This window comes from Kangiella aquimarina DSM 16071, from assembly GCF_000374105.1.
GTDB lineage: Bacteria > Pseudomonadota > Gammaproteobacteria > Enterobacterales > Kangiellaceae > Kangiella > Kangiella aquimarina.
In genome coordinates this window covers 316,720-330,683 of sequence record NZ_KB893650.1, presented here as the reverse complement: position 1 = coordinate 330,683, position 13,964 = coordinate 316,720, and the positions used below count along the sequence as shown (strand labels likewise).

Genomic DNA, 13,964 nt, shown 5'->3' with positions numbered 1-13,964 from the left:
AATCACAGGATATGTGAAAATTTTGTTAGGGAGCTTGCTCTTACTGTCATTACTTTTAGGGAATTGATGTTACAAAACTGCTCTCCAGTGTTTGAGCTAGTTTGTAAACGTATTGTTCACTTGAGAAATCTAGCAAATTAAATGAGTGAGGACATGAATACAGGCAGACAGCCAACGGATATATTGGATGCTCAGAGATTGCTAACCCACAATGTGGTATAAATAGACGTTGAAACCGGCTTCATGTGGAACTGTGCTTCTATATAACAAGAACAAATGATTATGCTGAAACATATGATAAGTAAAATTAAAGAAAGTAATCAATTTTTCAAGGGCAACAAGGTCCTGAGTATTTTGTTATCTGTAAGTATAGCGGCAGTAGCTATTGCGATACTTCAGGACTACTTCCATTCTGCAAGGAATGGCTATCCATTTTTCTTTTCTGAATCAATTTTGTTTAAGACCTTCTGGTTATATTTCCCACCGATACTTCTGTTGCTTAAGTACTCACATCACAAAGGATATTTAAATAGCGCTGTTCGAATGGGGGGAGCCGTGGCAGTTGCCACATTAGTGCATTTAAGCCTGGTACCACTCACCATATGGGGCTTATCAGTTATATTTCGTGAGCAAGCTTATGGAATACTTAAGGTTTTAACTTACACTCTGGCAAACGACTTGGTGAAAATGCTTCTGATATATGGGATATTCGTTCTTTGGTTAAAGCATTTAGAAACAAAACGGCATAATGACGAGTCTCGCAGCCAAACTCAAGAAAATGAAGCATCTCAGGTTCCAACGTCAACCAATAAATATTTAACCGTTAACTCAGGTAAAAATAATTTTCGAATCAATCTCAGCGATGTTCTGTATATTAAAGCAGCAACGCCTTATGTCGCCATTCAGCTGGAAGATAAACAATATCTGCATTCTGAGTCTTTAAAATCGATAAGTGAGAAGTTAGACGATCGATTCATCAGAGTCCACCGTTCGAGTATTGTCAATGTCGATAAAGTAGCTTCGTACCAATCTCGACTGAATGGTGACTATGATTTAAAGCTTGAAGATGGCACGGAAGTCCGACTTAGCAGAAATTATGTCAGTGCCTTCAAGCACCACATTAATTCAGGTCCTCAGCTTAAGGCGTAGACTCATCGCCTTACATCATTTGAAATTGACTCTCACTGAGCCGGAAGAGACATTAGGTTTATTCCTACTGACCGCTGCTTAGTAAACACATGCAACTGAAGAACACATCTGAAACTTATGGCTCAATCGCTAAAGGATTCCATTGGATAACAGCTATATTGTATCTGGCGTCTTATTGCGCCATTTATTATCAAAACTGGCTGGCAGAAAGTGATTTCGAGAAATGGAGTTCGATTCAGCTTCACCTGTCCATTGGTATAACTTTAGGTGGCCTGATAGTACTTAGGATCATTTGGCGTTGTCTGAACCAAACTCCCGATCCAGAGCCTGGTTCAAAGACACAACGGTTAGCGGCCCGTGCGGGGCATTACATCCTTTATCTTATTATGATAATCATGCCTCTTTCCGGCTATTTATCGATTGCAGATTATTTGTCCAAAGGAGGAGTCATTACCTATTTTTTATGGTTCGATATCACTTTATTCCGAGATGTTGAATTGGTAAGCCTTTTCGGTGTGACTTTAGAGCAGCTAGAAGATCCCGCAGAACTGGTTCACTACTATCTTGGTGCCTGGGTGATATGGCTTCTAATAGTAGGGCATATCTCTGCGGCTTTGTATCACCACTACATCAAGAAAGATAAAACGCTATCTAAAATGGCGTTTCAGAAGCAATAAATAATCTAGAAAAATAAGGAGTTAACGATGTTTAGGCTAATGACTTTCTATTGTCTGTTTTTAACGAGTATTGCAGCATATTCTGCACAGGAGGCAGTTATTGGGGGACCGTGTCAGGGCTGCGAACTCGTATTCGTAGGCATGCCCGATGACGTCAGTTCAAGTGCCAGGATAGCGCCCGTTGACGAGCCAGGAGAGGCTCTAATTGTTAAGGGTACTGTTTATAAAAAAGACGGTACGCCTGCTAAGGGAATCATTGTCTATGCCTATCAAACTGATGACAGCGGCAAATATCCAAAAGGCTCCACCAGTCACGGCCGATTGCGCGGTTGGGCGCGTACCAATCAGGCAGGCCAATATGAATTTATGACCATTAGGCCTAAAGCCTACCCTGGGCGAGACATTCCACAGCATATTCATATGCATATCATCGAACCAGATAAAGCAACCTACTATATTGATGATATAACATTTGATGACGATCCATTACTAACGGCTGAGAAGCGTAGCAATCATAACTGTCGAGGCGGGTGTGCCGACAGTAAAGTGGAGCGAAATGAACAGGGTGTTTGGCAGATTCAGCGTGACATTATTTTAGGGGAAGGGGTTCAAGATTATAAATAGCTGAAATGAGTTAAACAGTAAGGAAAATGATGAAGATATATTCGAAAGCACTAGTATTACAGACAGTCTTATTTAGCACTTTGAGTGTTGCCGCTCAAGAAGACATTATCGAAATTGGTAATGGGCAATTTTATTCTTATGTACTCAAAGCGGGATCAGGACAACCATCGGTACTGTTTTGTGATGTTAATTCTGATGGCGACCAGGACCTTATTATCGCGGACTACTCGGACAATAATATTGTCGTATACCAAGGTGATGGGAAAGGTCATTTAAACGAACTAAACCGGATCCCTGCCGGCGATAATCCTACTCATATGGATGCCGCAGATATTAATGGAGATGGAAACATAGATATTGCGATTGCGAATCACGAGACGTCATATATCACATTGCTTTTAGGTGATGGGAAGGGAGGTTTTGCTCAAGCCTCACATTCACCCATAAAAGTGGATGTCGATCCTCACCCACATGCTGTGACACTTGCGGATCTTGATGGTGATGACATCGAGGATCTCATCGTTGATGACCGTACTAATACTGGCTTACGGGTTTTGAAAGGAAAGGATAACGGACAGTTTGTATCACAAGGTACCCTAATAAAAGCGGGAGGTGATCCCTATCGGGGATTTGCTGTCGATGATATCAATGATGACGGATCATTGGATATGGTGACTCCCAACCCCAGTGCCATCGGAATTATGATTAATAAAGTCGATAAAGAAAGCTTGGGCTTTTCGCTACAAACGTTAGACATGTCCGAGGCCCCATTTGCTGTGGAGCTAGCGGACTTAAATGGCGATGCTCACAAAGACTTGATAGTCGCGACCAATGGACGTGTGATCAGTATTGTACCAGGTGATGGGAAAGGCGGTTTTACGAAAAAACTTGAATCAACGCTAACCGTGGCATCTGGGGCTAAACAGATAGCAGTTGGTTATTTAAATGGCGATGGAATAGAGGATGCATTGATCAGTAACTGGTCAGGTCATTTTACAATCATATTCGGTGGTAACGATGACTTCGAAACAGTAAACCTGGATCACCCAGAGATTGCTAATCCATGGGCGGTAGCTATGGCGGATTTAAATAACGATGGCTTAAGCGACATGATAATCGCTGATGGCGATAGTGAACTGGCGGTCGTTTATGTCAGTAAACCAATGTCACGTTAAACAGGATTAGAGGCTATTTACTCTTCACTAAAACGTTATAATGGCCGGACACGTATTTTATTATAGAAATAAGCATGAACTCTGAAATTAATTACAAGAACAACCCTCTTAATGGCGTGGGTTTAAAAGCAATGGTCACTGAATTAGTAGATCATTATGGTTTTGAAATCCTTTATGCTTATTTAAATATTAACTGCTTTAAAACCAATCCGAGTATTGAATCGAGCATTAAGTTTCTTAAGAAAACACAATGGGCACGTGAAAAGGTCGAAGCGTTTTATATGTATCAATATAAAAATCTGCCACCTGCATCGTCTGAGCAGTTTAAAGTACCGCCCAGAGACCGAATTATTCCTGATGAGCAAAAGCCGGGTGAGCCTGCTGAATTAAGTTTGGAAGATGCTGAGAAGTTAAACGAGAAACGAGCAAAAAAAGCAGCCGAATATGATAAAAGTGGGGGCTATGCCTCGCGTAAGAAACGCCATGAATCAAGGGGCTCATCAGACTCACAGGCCGACAAGAGCAAAGACCCTTGGGGGAACTGGAGTTAAGATGTTCGTAGTGAGTTAGAGTCCGAAGAAATCCCTCCTTGATTTATCCATTCAGTAAAGATCAATGAATTAAAGTCACTGGATTGCCGGGCACCCAAGGGGGCAGACCCTCAAGCCCGGCAATGACGGTGGGGGATGGCTCTGGCTTACGGGTTATCCAAGCGAAGATCAACAAGCCCGATAATTAAGGTGTTTGCCAAGGAAATGATCAGGGGCAATTAAGTCCTATTACTTTTACCAGCCTTGTTCGTGGGCTTTGGTTTTCTGCGCTTATTTTTATTTTGCGAAACGCCAGATTTTTTATTGGCTTGATTCAGTTGTGCTTTAGCCAATTTCTTTTTGTGGGGCTTTTTCTTGCGCGGACTCTTGAGTGGAGTTTCTGGTAGTGAATGCTGTGGCTCAAAGCCATCGGCAATTCTTCGTTCTAATTGTTGGCGAATGAGATCCTGAATAGCACGAAGATCGTCAACTTCATCGGCGCTAACAAGGGATATAGCGCTGCCTTTTTCTCCTGCCCGTCCAGTACGTCCAATGCGGTGGACATAGTCTTCGGCAACATTGGGTAAATCATAGTTAATAACCAATGGCATCTGTTCAATATCAAGACCGCGAGCTGCCACGTCGGTTGCCACCAGGACTGTTACCTCTCCGGATTTAAATTCAGCGAGCGCTCGGTTACGTGCGCCCTGGCTTTTGCCTCCATGAATGGCTGTGGCTTTAATGCCACGCTTATCAAGATCGACACTGAGCCTGTTAGCGCCTCTACGCGTACGCACAAATACCAGCAACTGATCCCAGCGGTGGTGACCGATGAGGTAACTGAGCAAAGCAGGTTTTTGCTTCTTGTCTACTGGATAAATCCATTGTTTGACTGTTGTCGCCGTGGTGTTGGTTTGCCCGGTTTCGACTAAAGCAGGGTTAGTGAGAAATTGCTGGCTTATGGCTTTAATTGATTCAGAAAAGGTGGCAGAGAATAACAATGTCTGTCGGTTCTTTGGCAGCTTGCCAATGATTCGCTTAATGCTTGGCAGGAAACCCATATCAAGCATCCGATCGGCTTCGTCGAGAACCAGAAATTCAAGATCAGTAAAACTAACCGCATTCTGTTCCATTAAGTCCAATAATCGACCTGGGGTTGCGACCAATACATCAGTACCACGACGCAGCTTTAACATCTGAGGGTTTATTTTAACGCCACCGTAAACGACGACTGATTTAAGCGATAAATTGGCTGCATACTTCTGTACGCTCTGGTGAACCTGTTCGGCAAGCTCTCTGGTAGGCGTCAAAATCAAACAACGAGCAGAGTTGGCTGAAACTCTTTTCCCTTCAGACAGACGTTGTAAAACTGGTAATGCAAAGCCAGCTGTTTTGCCAGTCCCAGTTTGGGCTGCGGCCATAATGTCCCGGCCATTTAGAATTAAAGGAATTACTTTCTGCTGGATAGGCGAGGGTGTGGTATATCCGCTTTTGTGTAGAGCATCAAGTAATGGCTGTATTAAATCGAGTTTGGAAAAGGGCATGTAGGAAAGGATTAATGCATAAGACGCACAGTTTAGCCTTTTCCGCGATAGACTACGAGGATAAAAGGCTGAGTATTGATAATTACCAATGGTTGCGAAACTTTAAATAGAGAAACAACAATATTAGAAGAGCAACAACTGAAAATTTAACATGGTAAAAATGTATAGTCTGATTATGATAGGGACATAATTAATGTAAGAAAGTAAAGATAATAAAAGGAAAATCTCGTGCAAATCGAAAATCAAAAGACATCTTTCGTCAACTTTATAGTTGCAGTCAGTTTAATCATTTTAAGCGCGATATTCATTAGATTGCAGATGCTACCGATTGATGATTTGCCGAGTGATGCAGATGAGGATGTTTTTTCAGCGGGGCGAGCATTCGACATTTTAGAACATCTTACAGGAGAGGGAGTCGCACATACCGTAGATACAGAAGAAAACCGACAAGTAGCTAGTCGTATTATAAATACGATAATGCAAATGGGATATGCAGTAGAACAACAAAAAACTCAGGTTTGTCTCGATTATGAAACAGGAACTGCTCGATGCACACAGGTTAATAACATTATTGTGAGCATAGATGGCACGGAGAGTGATGAAGGTATATTGCTTTCTGCCCATTATGATTCGGTGCCTAGTGCTGAAGGAGCCAGCGATGCAATGGCGGCGGTTGCAACACTGCTTGAAACGATGCGACTGGTCAAGGAGTCATCGCCACCGAAAAATCGTCTGGTATTTTTATTCAACGAGGGCGAAGAGTATGGATTAATGGGTGCGCGAGCTTTTATGCGTGAGCATCCACAGGCAAAGAACCTGAAGGTCGCACTCAATATTGAAGCAAGAGGCACAAGTGGTCAGAGTGTCATGTTTGAAACTGCGGAAGATAGTGGTTGGTTAGTGGATCTGTATGCCGGGTCTACGCCAGCACCGCTGACCAGCTCAATATTCTATGAAGCTTATAAGATATTACCGAATGATACCGACCTAACGGTTTTCAAGCAGTACGGGTTACAGGGACTAAACTTTGCACATGGCGAAAATTTACCTCACTACCATACACCCTTAGATAATTCTAAACGGCTGAACAAAGGAAGTTTGCAGCATCATGGTGATAATGTCTGGGGTGTACTCAAAGAATTAAAAGATACAAATTTGACGAAGGCTGAAAGTGGAAACAAAGTATTCACAGATTACGCGGGGCTGTTTGTTGTCAGTTGGGACGAAAGTAATAACCTTCTAATTGCTAGTCTATTGCTGGCAGCCAGTGTGGTGATTCTGGTGATGTTAAAAGTTGCAGGTGCTATCACAGTGTCACGAGTCTTGCTGACTGTTTTTTCTGGGTTATTAATCATTGTGCTTATAGCCATTTCAGGGATCTTGTATCAGTACTTGATTCAATGGCTGACTGGCAAGCAGGCGCCCTGGACTGCGAATGGATTACCGATGCGATTTGGTTTGTGGATCATCAGCTTTATGATTCTTTTCACCGTAGGGCGCTTATTGCTAAAACGAACACAGCCTATTGAATCCTTGGTTGGGTTATCACTATTGTGGTCAACATTATGCATCGGTATGGCCATCCTGGCTCCTGGCGTGGCCATTCTATTTGCTTTACCTGGAATGATTGCTCTCGGAGGATTGGTACTGCTGTTACTGATTAATCGAATGACGAAAAAAAGACAGCAAAGCATATTTGAAACTATTGCGACAGCGACGGCTGTTTTATCCTCCGTGTGTTTTATAGCGATGGCGTTTGTGTTTGAGAAACTATTAACGTTTCATTTATCCGTCGCAGTAGCAACAATGATTGGTTTTGGATTGATAACACTATTACCAGTCATTGTATCGTCATCAGTTATCAATCAATCATTTGCTAAGTTAATGTTGCCGCTAGGAATATTGTGGATAGGCACAACATTGTGGGCAGGAATCCAACCAGCTTACAGTCCTGATGCACCTCAACATCTGAATATACGATACATAGTCAATCAGAATGAACAGAGGATTGCGTTACACAACCAAGAAAGTGATATTCCAGAATCGTTGCAAAATGCGTTTGATGATAACTTTGAAAATCAAGCCGTGTACCCTTGGTTAAACAGTCAATTCCCTGCAGTTAAAGCCAAACCACAAAGCATGCCAAAAATAACAGTAAGCGGTGACTACGTTAGTATTGACAATGATGGCCGTGTGGCGGAGGTGTTTGTAGATTCATCAGATAAAAACTTCTTCGAACAGCGTATCTTTATCCCAAAAAGTTCTGAACTGAGCACTATACAAAGCGGTAACGATACCCTCTGGTATGAAAAAGAGCCTGGGTACTCATCGAGTTATTATGAGTACCGTTGTCGTGGCGATGAGTGTGCGAAACAGAAACTGACAATCCGTTATGGAGTGGATCAGCCGCTGACTATTATGGTGGTATCAATATACGATCAGCTTCCTGAGCAGTATCAATATCTTTCAGCTTTAAAAGGCGATAAAGTTGTGTCAGTGCATGATGGTGACAAAACGTTAATAATTTCAAGGCATAAGTTATAGATAAGTATTGTAAAAATTGATCATTATTTTTTTAGAATAAATCTCTCAAACGGGGTAGAAGCTTTGTGAAAATGAATATGACCGAATTTACTATAGAAAAAGTACAAACAGATGATTTTGATAGAATCGGAAAGCTTCTAGTCAGAGTATACTCAAGCCTTGACGGGTTCCCAAAACCAGACGAGCAACCCGATTACTACAGAATGCTACTTAATGTTGGAGATTTGACATTAGTTCCAACAACCGAGATTTTAGTCGCCAAAGATTCCAATGGAAAAAATATTGGTGCAGTAGTGTTTTTTAGTGATATGAAGCATTATGGCTCTGGAGGAACTGCGGTTCATGAAAAAAATGCCTGTGGTTTTCGTTTGCTTGCTGTCGATCCTGATGCGCGTGGATTGGGTGTTGGGAAAGCATTATCTATGGCCTGTATCGAACGTGCTCGCAATTTAGGAAAGGGAAAAGTAGTCATCCACAGCACAGAGGCAATGAAAGTCGCCTGGGGAATGTATGAACGACTGGGTTTTGAAAGAGCTTTAGATTTGGATTTTATGCAACAAAAACTGAAAGTTTATGGTTTTAGGTTGATACTAAAATAACAATTAAGACGTATTGATAATACCCTTGAAGAATACCTGTTCCTAAAAAAATAATTCACTCGACTTCATAGAGCCATTCAATAGTAACTATATATAAAAAATAAATATCTAGTATGTGTGATATAACGGTTTTAAATATTTAGGCCGTATCGGTATATTGTCAATCATACGGTTCTTGAATTAAAAGGAGTAAATTATGTCCGAGAAAAAATGTCCTGTAATGCATGGAGCGGTTACTAAATCCAGTTCATCAAATACAGACTGGTGGCCGAGTGCTCTAAACCTCGATATTCTCCATCAGCACGATAGAAAAACAAATCCAATGGGAGATAATTTTAACTATCGTGAAGAAGTCAAAAAACTTGATTTTGAAGCCTTAAAAAAAGACCTGCATGAATTGATGAACGATAGTCAGGATTGGTGGCCCGCGGATTGGGGACATTACGGTGGATTAATGATTCGTCTAAGCTGGCATGCGGCGGGTACTTATCGAATTGCGGATGGTCGCGGTGGTGCTTCAACTGGCAATCAGCGTTTTGCTCCGATTAATTCATGGCCAGATAACGTTAACCTCGACAAAGCGCGTCGCCTGCTTTGGCCAATCAAAAAGAAATACGGTAATAAACTCAGCTGGGCAGATTTAATGACCTATGCTGGAACGGTTGCCTATGAATCCATGGGTCTTAAGACTTACGGATTTGCATTTGGTCGTGAAGACATCTGGCATCCAGAAAAAGATATTTATTGGGGAGCTGAGAAAGAATGGTTAGCGCCAAGTGACAATGAACATAGTCGTTACTCTGGAGAGCGTGATCTGGAAAATCCATTGGCAGCGGTAATGATGGGTTTGATCTATGTAAATCCAGAGGGTGTTGACGGTAATCCTGATCCTTTAAAAACAGCGAAAGATATCCGAGTAACTTTTTCGCGTATGGCGATGAATGACGAAGAAACGGTGGCGTTAACGGCTGGCGGACATACCGTTGGTAAGTGTCATGGTAACGCAAAGGAAGAGCAGCTGGGTAAAGAGCCTGAAGCTTGTGACGTAGAAGAACAAGGGCTTGGTTGGAACAACAAGAAAAAGCGTGGCATTGGCCGCGATTCAATGACCAGTGGTATTGAAGGCGCCTGGACGACCAATCCTACTAAGTGGGATAACGGTTACTTCGAAATGCTGCTTAACCACGAATGGGAATTAAGCAAGAGTCCGGCGGGTGCATGGCAATGGCAGCCAAAAAATATCAAGGAAGAAGACAAGCCTGTCGATGTTGAAGATCCTTCTATTCGCACAATCCCAATCATGACCGACGCCGATATGGCCATGAAAATGGATCCGGACTATCGCAAGATATCCGAAAAATTCTATAAAGACCCCGAGTATTTCTCAGAAGTGTTTGCACGCGCCTGGTTTAAGTTAACCCACCGCGATATCGGCCCCAAAGAACGGTATATTGGCCCAGATGCACCGCAGGAAGATTTAATCTGGCAGGATCCTGTGCCAGAGGGCAACAAAGACTATGATGTGTCTGCCGTTAAAGAAAAGATTAAGGATAGCGGGCTGTCAATCAGTGAGATGGTGACTACCGCCTGGGATAGCGCCAGAACTTTCCGTGGTTCGGATCTACGAGGCGGTGCCAACGGTGCGCGAATTCGTCTTGCACCACAAAAGGACTGGCAGGGCAATGAGCCAAAGCGATTATCCAAGGTGCTAAAAGTGCTAGAGCCGATTGCCAAAGACAATGGCGCCAGTATTGCAGATGTCATCGTATTAGCAGGTAATGTGGGTATCGAAATGGCTGCAGAAAAAGCAGGCTTTGATATAGAAGTACCATTCTCACCAGGTCGGGGTGACGCATCTGATGAGATGACGGATATTGAATCATTTGAACCACTGGAACCGCTACATGATGGATACCGTAATTGGTTGAAAAAAGATTATGAAGTTCCAGCTGAAGAAATGTTGTTGGATCGCACCCAGCTAATGGGCCTGACTGCGCCAGAAATGACCGTTTTGATCGGTGGTATGCGAGTGCTTGGTACTAATTATGGAAACAGCAAGCATGGTGTCTTTACTGATCGCGAAGGCGTCTTGACCAATGACTTCTTTGTGAATTTAACTGATATGAATTACACATGGAAACCAGCTGGTAACAATCTTTATGAAATCTGTGAGCGTAAAACTGGGAATAAAAAATGGACAGCAACACGTGCTGATTTAGTGTTTGGTTCAAATTCGATATTGAGAGCTTTAGCAGAAGTTTATGCTCAGGACGATAACAAGGAAAAATTTGTTAAAGACTTTGTTGCTGCATGGACTAAAGTCATGAACTCTGATCGATTTGATTTAATCTAAACCATACAGTGCCGCATCAGTAAGTTGATGCGGCAAACATTTTTGTACATCTAAATAGTTTCTACGAAATAAGCAATGGCTAACTAAGTCATAATGAATGGTATTGTTTATAAAGTTACAAAGCAAAGGAGAAGGCCATGGATAAAAAAATTGCGCTAATAACCATTCATGGGATGGGGGATACCGAAAGAGATTATTACACTGGCTTTTATGATCAGATGAAAAAATCGTTAGGTGATCAGTTATGGAATCAGGTAATTTTTAAGCCGCTCTACTATCAGGATATTCTACAAGGACAGCAAGAAGCAGTGCTAGGCCGAATGCGGAATCAGGTAGATTGGATAAAGCTCAGACGATTTCTCTTGTATGGTTTTTCTGATGCGGCAAGTCTTGAATATAAGAAAAGAGTTAAAAACAGCCCTTATTACTTAACACAAAAAATGATAATGGGTGCCATGGATGAGATATTTAATGAAACAGGAACACGTTCTATACCGGTAATTATCGTAGCAAACTCTTTGGGTTGTCAGGTGATCTCAAGTTACATCTGGGATGCGCAGCGAATAGATGCATCCGTAGGAATCTGGAGTATGCAGCGAGAGGACGACGTTGCAGAAGGATCTCCACGAGATAAATTTAGAAGAATGCAAAGCTTAAAAGGTTTTTACACATTAGGGTGCAATATTCCAATCTTTGTGGCGGGACACAAGAAGATAGAGGCCATTAAACCACCTATGGAAGAGTTTAAGTGGTATAACCTTTACGACAAAGATGATGTGCTTGGTTGGCCATTGAAATCACTGAGCCCATCCTATGAAGAACTAGTAGAAGATATACAAATCAATGTTGGTAGAGGGTTGTTGAGTAAACTATTTAAATCTTGGAATCCTTTAAGCCATGGTCAGTACTGGCAAGACAAAAATGTAATTGGTCATATCAGTGATAACATTAAGCAAATCATCAAATAGTAATTAGAACCTATGCTATATTCATTACAAATAAAATAATGGTGAGAAAAAATGGGTATAAAAGATAATAATCAAAACTATGGGCGAGTAAGCCGAATCCTACATTGGGGCATGGCATTGTTGTTGCTATGGCAATTTCTAAGCGCAGCAGCACACTTCTTCTTTGATGACACAGCTATAGAAGCTTTCTTCTGGCCAAGTCATAAACCGATGGGCTTACTACTATTTTTCTTAATTATTATAAGAATCATCTGGGCGTTAATGAACGTATCCAACCGTCCATCTTCTATTAACTGGTTAGCAAGACTCGGTCATATAACGCTTTATTTTCTAATGCTGGCAATACCAGCGCTGGGTTTATTACGGCAATATGGGTCTGGACGCTCTTTTGAGGTCTTTGGTATAACAATCTTCAGTGGTTTTGAAGGAGAGAAAATACAATGGACTTTAGATCTAGGAGGATTGTTGCACGGAGAACTAGGTTGGCTGTTGTTGGCATTAGCAATTGGTCACATCATTATGAGCTACTGGCATAAAAAGTCAAAAACTACTAGCAATGTTATGCCGCGTATGTGGGGAACAAAGTAAGGAAGAAGGAATGAATATTTTTCTAAGGTTAAAGCACTGGCAACTGTTTATACTAATATTTGGAGCAAAAGTGCTGAGCTAGCATTTAATAATTAATAGCATACAGGAAGGAAATCAGCCAAGCTTGTTAGTAGACACCTGGGTTGCAATGTTTATGATGTTAGTTGTAGCGAGCTGGTTGTGGTCGATTGTGGCGGCTTGTTTAAAAGAATTGCCAGAGAACCTAACTGAATCGACAAGTCTAGTAAAAATTGCTTTAGTGTATTTAATTATCTATATAGCCACTGGAGTATTTATTTGGGAAAATTTCGAAACGCTATGGGTAATACTAAATTTATTGGCAGTCGTAGCAGTTTTTTATGCCTATGATTTTACAGCAAGACAGTTAGTAAAGTTAGAACAACAAAAAGAAGTAATTTTTTCAGAATATGCAGGTTCACTTGTATTATTGTTGTTTCTACCAATAGGTGTCTGGTCTATTCAACCTAGGGTAAATAAACTATTAGGCACAGAAAGAAACGAAGAGAGCGAAAACAGAGAAGGAATTAAAAAATGACCAAAAATGTTAAAAGCATTATAGCATTTATTATTTCATATTTTATTACTCGCCTAAGCTATTTCTTATTAGGTTATAACCCATTTGAACATAATACTTTTTGGATTGGTTTGTTAATAGACTTTGGGATTTGGGTGGTTGTATTTATTGGTGTGAGCACCCTGTTAACGAAGGTGTTCAAGAGTAGAAGCTAAGGAATACCCAAAGAGCCAGTGGTTACTGGCTGTTACTCTCAACGCTTTCAGCAACACCAAACAGTAAACCCAGTAACAATATAGGTAATAATAAAATTCCGCCGACAACCGCTAATACAGTTTTTCCGCCATCTACAGATTCTAATTCGATTTTTTCGATATCGTCAAAATGAATTGAAACAGAGCTTAAGGGATCTTCTGTAAGAGAGCCGGTGATCTGGTTTTGCTCAATCTTAACGACTTTCATATCTACGATACGGCCGTTTTTTTCATATACTAATATTCGATCCTTGAATTGAATACTTTGCTCGGGCGATTCGTGCTCAACAGGTTTCATGCTGGTGCAGCCAACCATGCAAAAAATGACTATCCAGCAAACGTAGCGATGATAAATAGTGTGCATACAGAACCTCTTAAGCTAACATAATACAAGCTTATAATTAGGAAAGTACGCTAAATATTG

13 protein-coding genes are annotated in these 13,964 nt (G+C 41.4%); 11 read left to right on the top strand and 2 right to left on the bottom strand.

Annotated elements, in window-relative coordinates; genetic code table 11:
• The first annotated feature begins 294 nt into the window (after positions 1 to 294).
• The 5 genes from B158_RS0101625 to B158_RS0101605 all read left to right on the top strand — a co-directional run bounded on the left by B158_RS0101625 (position 295) and on the right by B158_RS0101605 (position 4,176).
• Positions 295 to 1,149, top strand: a complete 855-nt coding sequence (locus tag B158_RS0101625) for a LytR/AlgR family response regulator transcription factor (RefSeq protein ID WP_033413926.1) — start codon at positions 295 to 297, stop codon at positions 1,147 to 1,149.
• An 89-nt stretch (positions 1,150 to 1,238) separates the two neighbouring features.
• The gene (locus B158_RS0101620) at positions 1,239 to 1,826 is read left to right on the top strand and encodes a cytochrome b (RefSeq protein WP_018623579.1); all 588 of its coding nucleotides are present in this window, start codon (positions 1,239 to 1,241) and stop codon (positions 1,824 to 1,826) included.
• A gap of 27 nt (positions 1,827 to 1,853) precedes the next feature.
• Positions 1,854 to 2,450, top strand: coding sequence for a dioxygenase family protein (locus tag B158_RS0101615; protein ID WP_026309181.1), 597 nt, complete (start codon positions 1,854 to 1,856; stop codon positions 2,448 to 2,450).
• 26 nt (positions 2,451 to 2,476) lie between these two features.
• Entirely contained in the window at positions 2,477 to 3,625 is a 1,149-nt protein-coding gene (locus B158_RS0101610) for an FG-GAP repeat domain-containing protein (RefSeq protein ID WP_211215570.1), read from the top strand.
• Between the two features lie 74 nt (positions 3,626 to 3,699).
• Entirely contained in the window at positions 3,700 to 4,176 is a 477-nt protein-coding gene (locus B158_RS0101605; RefSeq protein ID WP_018623576.1) for a VF530 family protein, read from the top strand.
• 218 nt (positions 4,177 to 4,394) lie between these two features.
• Here the strand turns inward: B158_RS0101605 and B158_RS0101600 are convergent, their stop codons facing one another.
• On the bottom strand, positions 4,395 to 5,699 hold the full coding sequence (locus tag B158_RS0101600; protein WP_018623575.1) for a DEAD/DEAH box helicase: 1,305 nt from the start codon (positions 5,697 to 5,699) through the stop codon (positions 4,395 to 4,397).
• Positions 5,700 to 5,927: 228 nt separating this feature from the next.
• Here B158_RS0101600 and B158_RS0101595 point away from each other — a divergent pair, with 228 nt between their 5' ends.
• The 6 genes from B158_RS0101595 to B158_RS0101570 all read left to right on the top strand — a co-directional run bounded on the left by B158_RS0101595 (position 5,928) and on the right by B158_RS0101570 (position 13,307).
• Positions 5,928 to 8,243: a M20/M25/M40 family metallo-hydrolase gene (locus B158_RS0101595; protein WP_018623574.1), complete on the top strand. Its 2,316-nt coding sequence runs from the start codon at positions 5,928 to 5,930 to the stop codon at positions 8,241 to 8,243.
• 71 nt (positions 8,244 to 8,314) lie between these two features.
• Positions 8,315 to 8,842 carry a GNAT family N-acetyltransferase gene (locus B158_RS0101590; protein ID WP_018623573.1) on the top strand — a complete coding sequence of 176 codons (528 nt, stop codon included), beginning with the start codon at positions 8,315 to 8,317 and terminating at the stop codon, positions 8,840 to 8,842.
• Positions 8,843 to 9,038: 196 nt separating this feature from the next.
• Entirely contained in the window at positions 9,039 to 11,195 is a 2,157-nt protein-coding gene (gene katG / locus B158_RS0101585) for a catalase/peroxidase HPI (protein WP_018623572.1), read from the top strand.
• A gap of 137 nt (positions 11,196 to 11,332) precedes the next feature.
• Positions 11,333 to 12,163 (top strand): hypothetical protein, encoded by an 831-nt coding sequence (locus B158_RS0101580; RefSeq protein WP_018623571.1) that lies wholly within the window; start codon positions 11,333 to 11,335, stop codon positions 12,161 to 12,163.
• Between the two features lie 51 nt (positions 12,164 to 12,214).
• The gene (locus B158_RS0101575; protein WP_018623570.1) at positions 12,215 to 12,751 is read left to right on the top strand and encodes a cytochrome b; all 537 of its coding nucleotides are present in this window, start codon (positions 12,215 to 12,217) and stop codon (positions 12,749 to 12,751) included.
• 124 nt (positions 12,752 to 12,875) lie between these two features.
• Complete coding sequence (locus B158_RS0101570; RefSeq protein ID WP_156823031.1) at positions 12,876 to 13,307, top strand: hypothetical protein; 432 nt, start codon at positions 12,876 to 12,878, stop codon at positions 13,305 to 13,307.
• 216 nt (positions 13,308 to 13,523) lie between these two features.
• Here the strand turns inward: B158_RS0101570 and B158_RS0101560 are convergent, their stop codons facing one another.
• Positions 13,524 to 13,904, bottom strand: a complete 381-nt coding sequence (locus B158_RS0101560) for a hypothetical protein (protein ID WP_156823030.1) — start codon at positions 13,902 to 13,904, stop codon at positions 13,524 to 13,526.
• Positions 13,905 to 13,964: the final 60 nt, after the last annotated feature.

Excerpts from the sequence above, each read along its gene's own strand:
- B158_RS0101575 (WP_018623570.1), top strand. The coding sequence starts at position 12,215 with ATGGGTATAAAAGATAATAATCAAAACTATGGGCGAGTAAGCCGAATC.
- B158_RS0101605 (WP_018623576.1), top strand. The coding sequence starts at position 3,700 with ATGAACTCTGAAATTAATTACAAGAACAACCCTCTTAATGGCGTGGGT.
- B158_RS0101625 (WP_033413926.1), top strand. The coding sequence starts at position 295 with ATGATAAGTAAAATTAAAGAAAGTAATCAATTTTTCAAGGGCAACAAG.
- B158_RS0101590 (WP_018623573.1), top strand. The coding sequence starts at position 8,315 with ATGAATATGACCGAATTTACTATAGAAAAAGTACAAACAGATGATTTT.
- katG (WP_018623572.1), top strand. The coding sequence starts at position 9,039 with ATGTCCGAGAAAAAATGTCCTGTAATGCATGGAGCGGTTACTAAATCC.
- B158_RS0101600 (WP_018623575.1), bottom strand. The coding sequence starts at position 5,699 with ATGCCCTTTTCCAAACTCGATTTAATACAGCCATTACTTGATGCTCTA.
- B158_RS0101610 (WP_211215570.1), top strand. The coding sequence starts at position 2,477 with ATGATGAAGATATATTCGAAAGCACTAGTATTACAGACAGTCTTATTT.
- B158_RS0101580 (WP_018623571.1), top strand. The coding sequence starts at position 11,333 with ATGGATAAAAAAATTGCGCTAATAACCATTCATGGGATGGGGGATACC.
- B158_RS0101560 (WP_156823030.1), bottom strand. The coding sequence starts at position 13,904 with ATGCACACTATTTATCATCGCTACGTTTGCTGGATAGTCATTTTTTGC.
- B158_RS0101615 (WP_026309181.1), top strand. The coding sequence starts at position 1,854 with ATGTTTAGGCTAATGACTTTCTATTGTCTGTTTTTAACGAGTATTGCA.
- B158_RS0101620 (WP_018623579.1), top strand. The coding sequence starts at position 1,239 with ATGCAACTGAAGAACACATCTGAAACTTATGGCTCAATCGCTAAAGGA.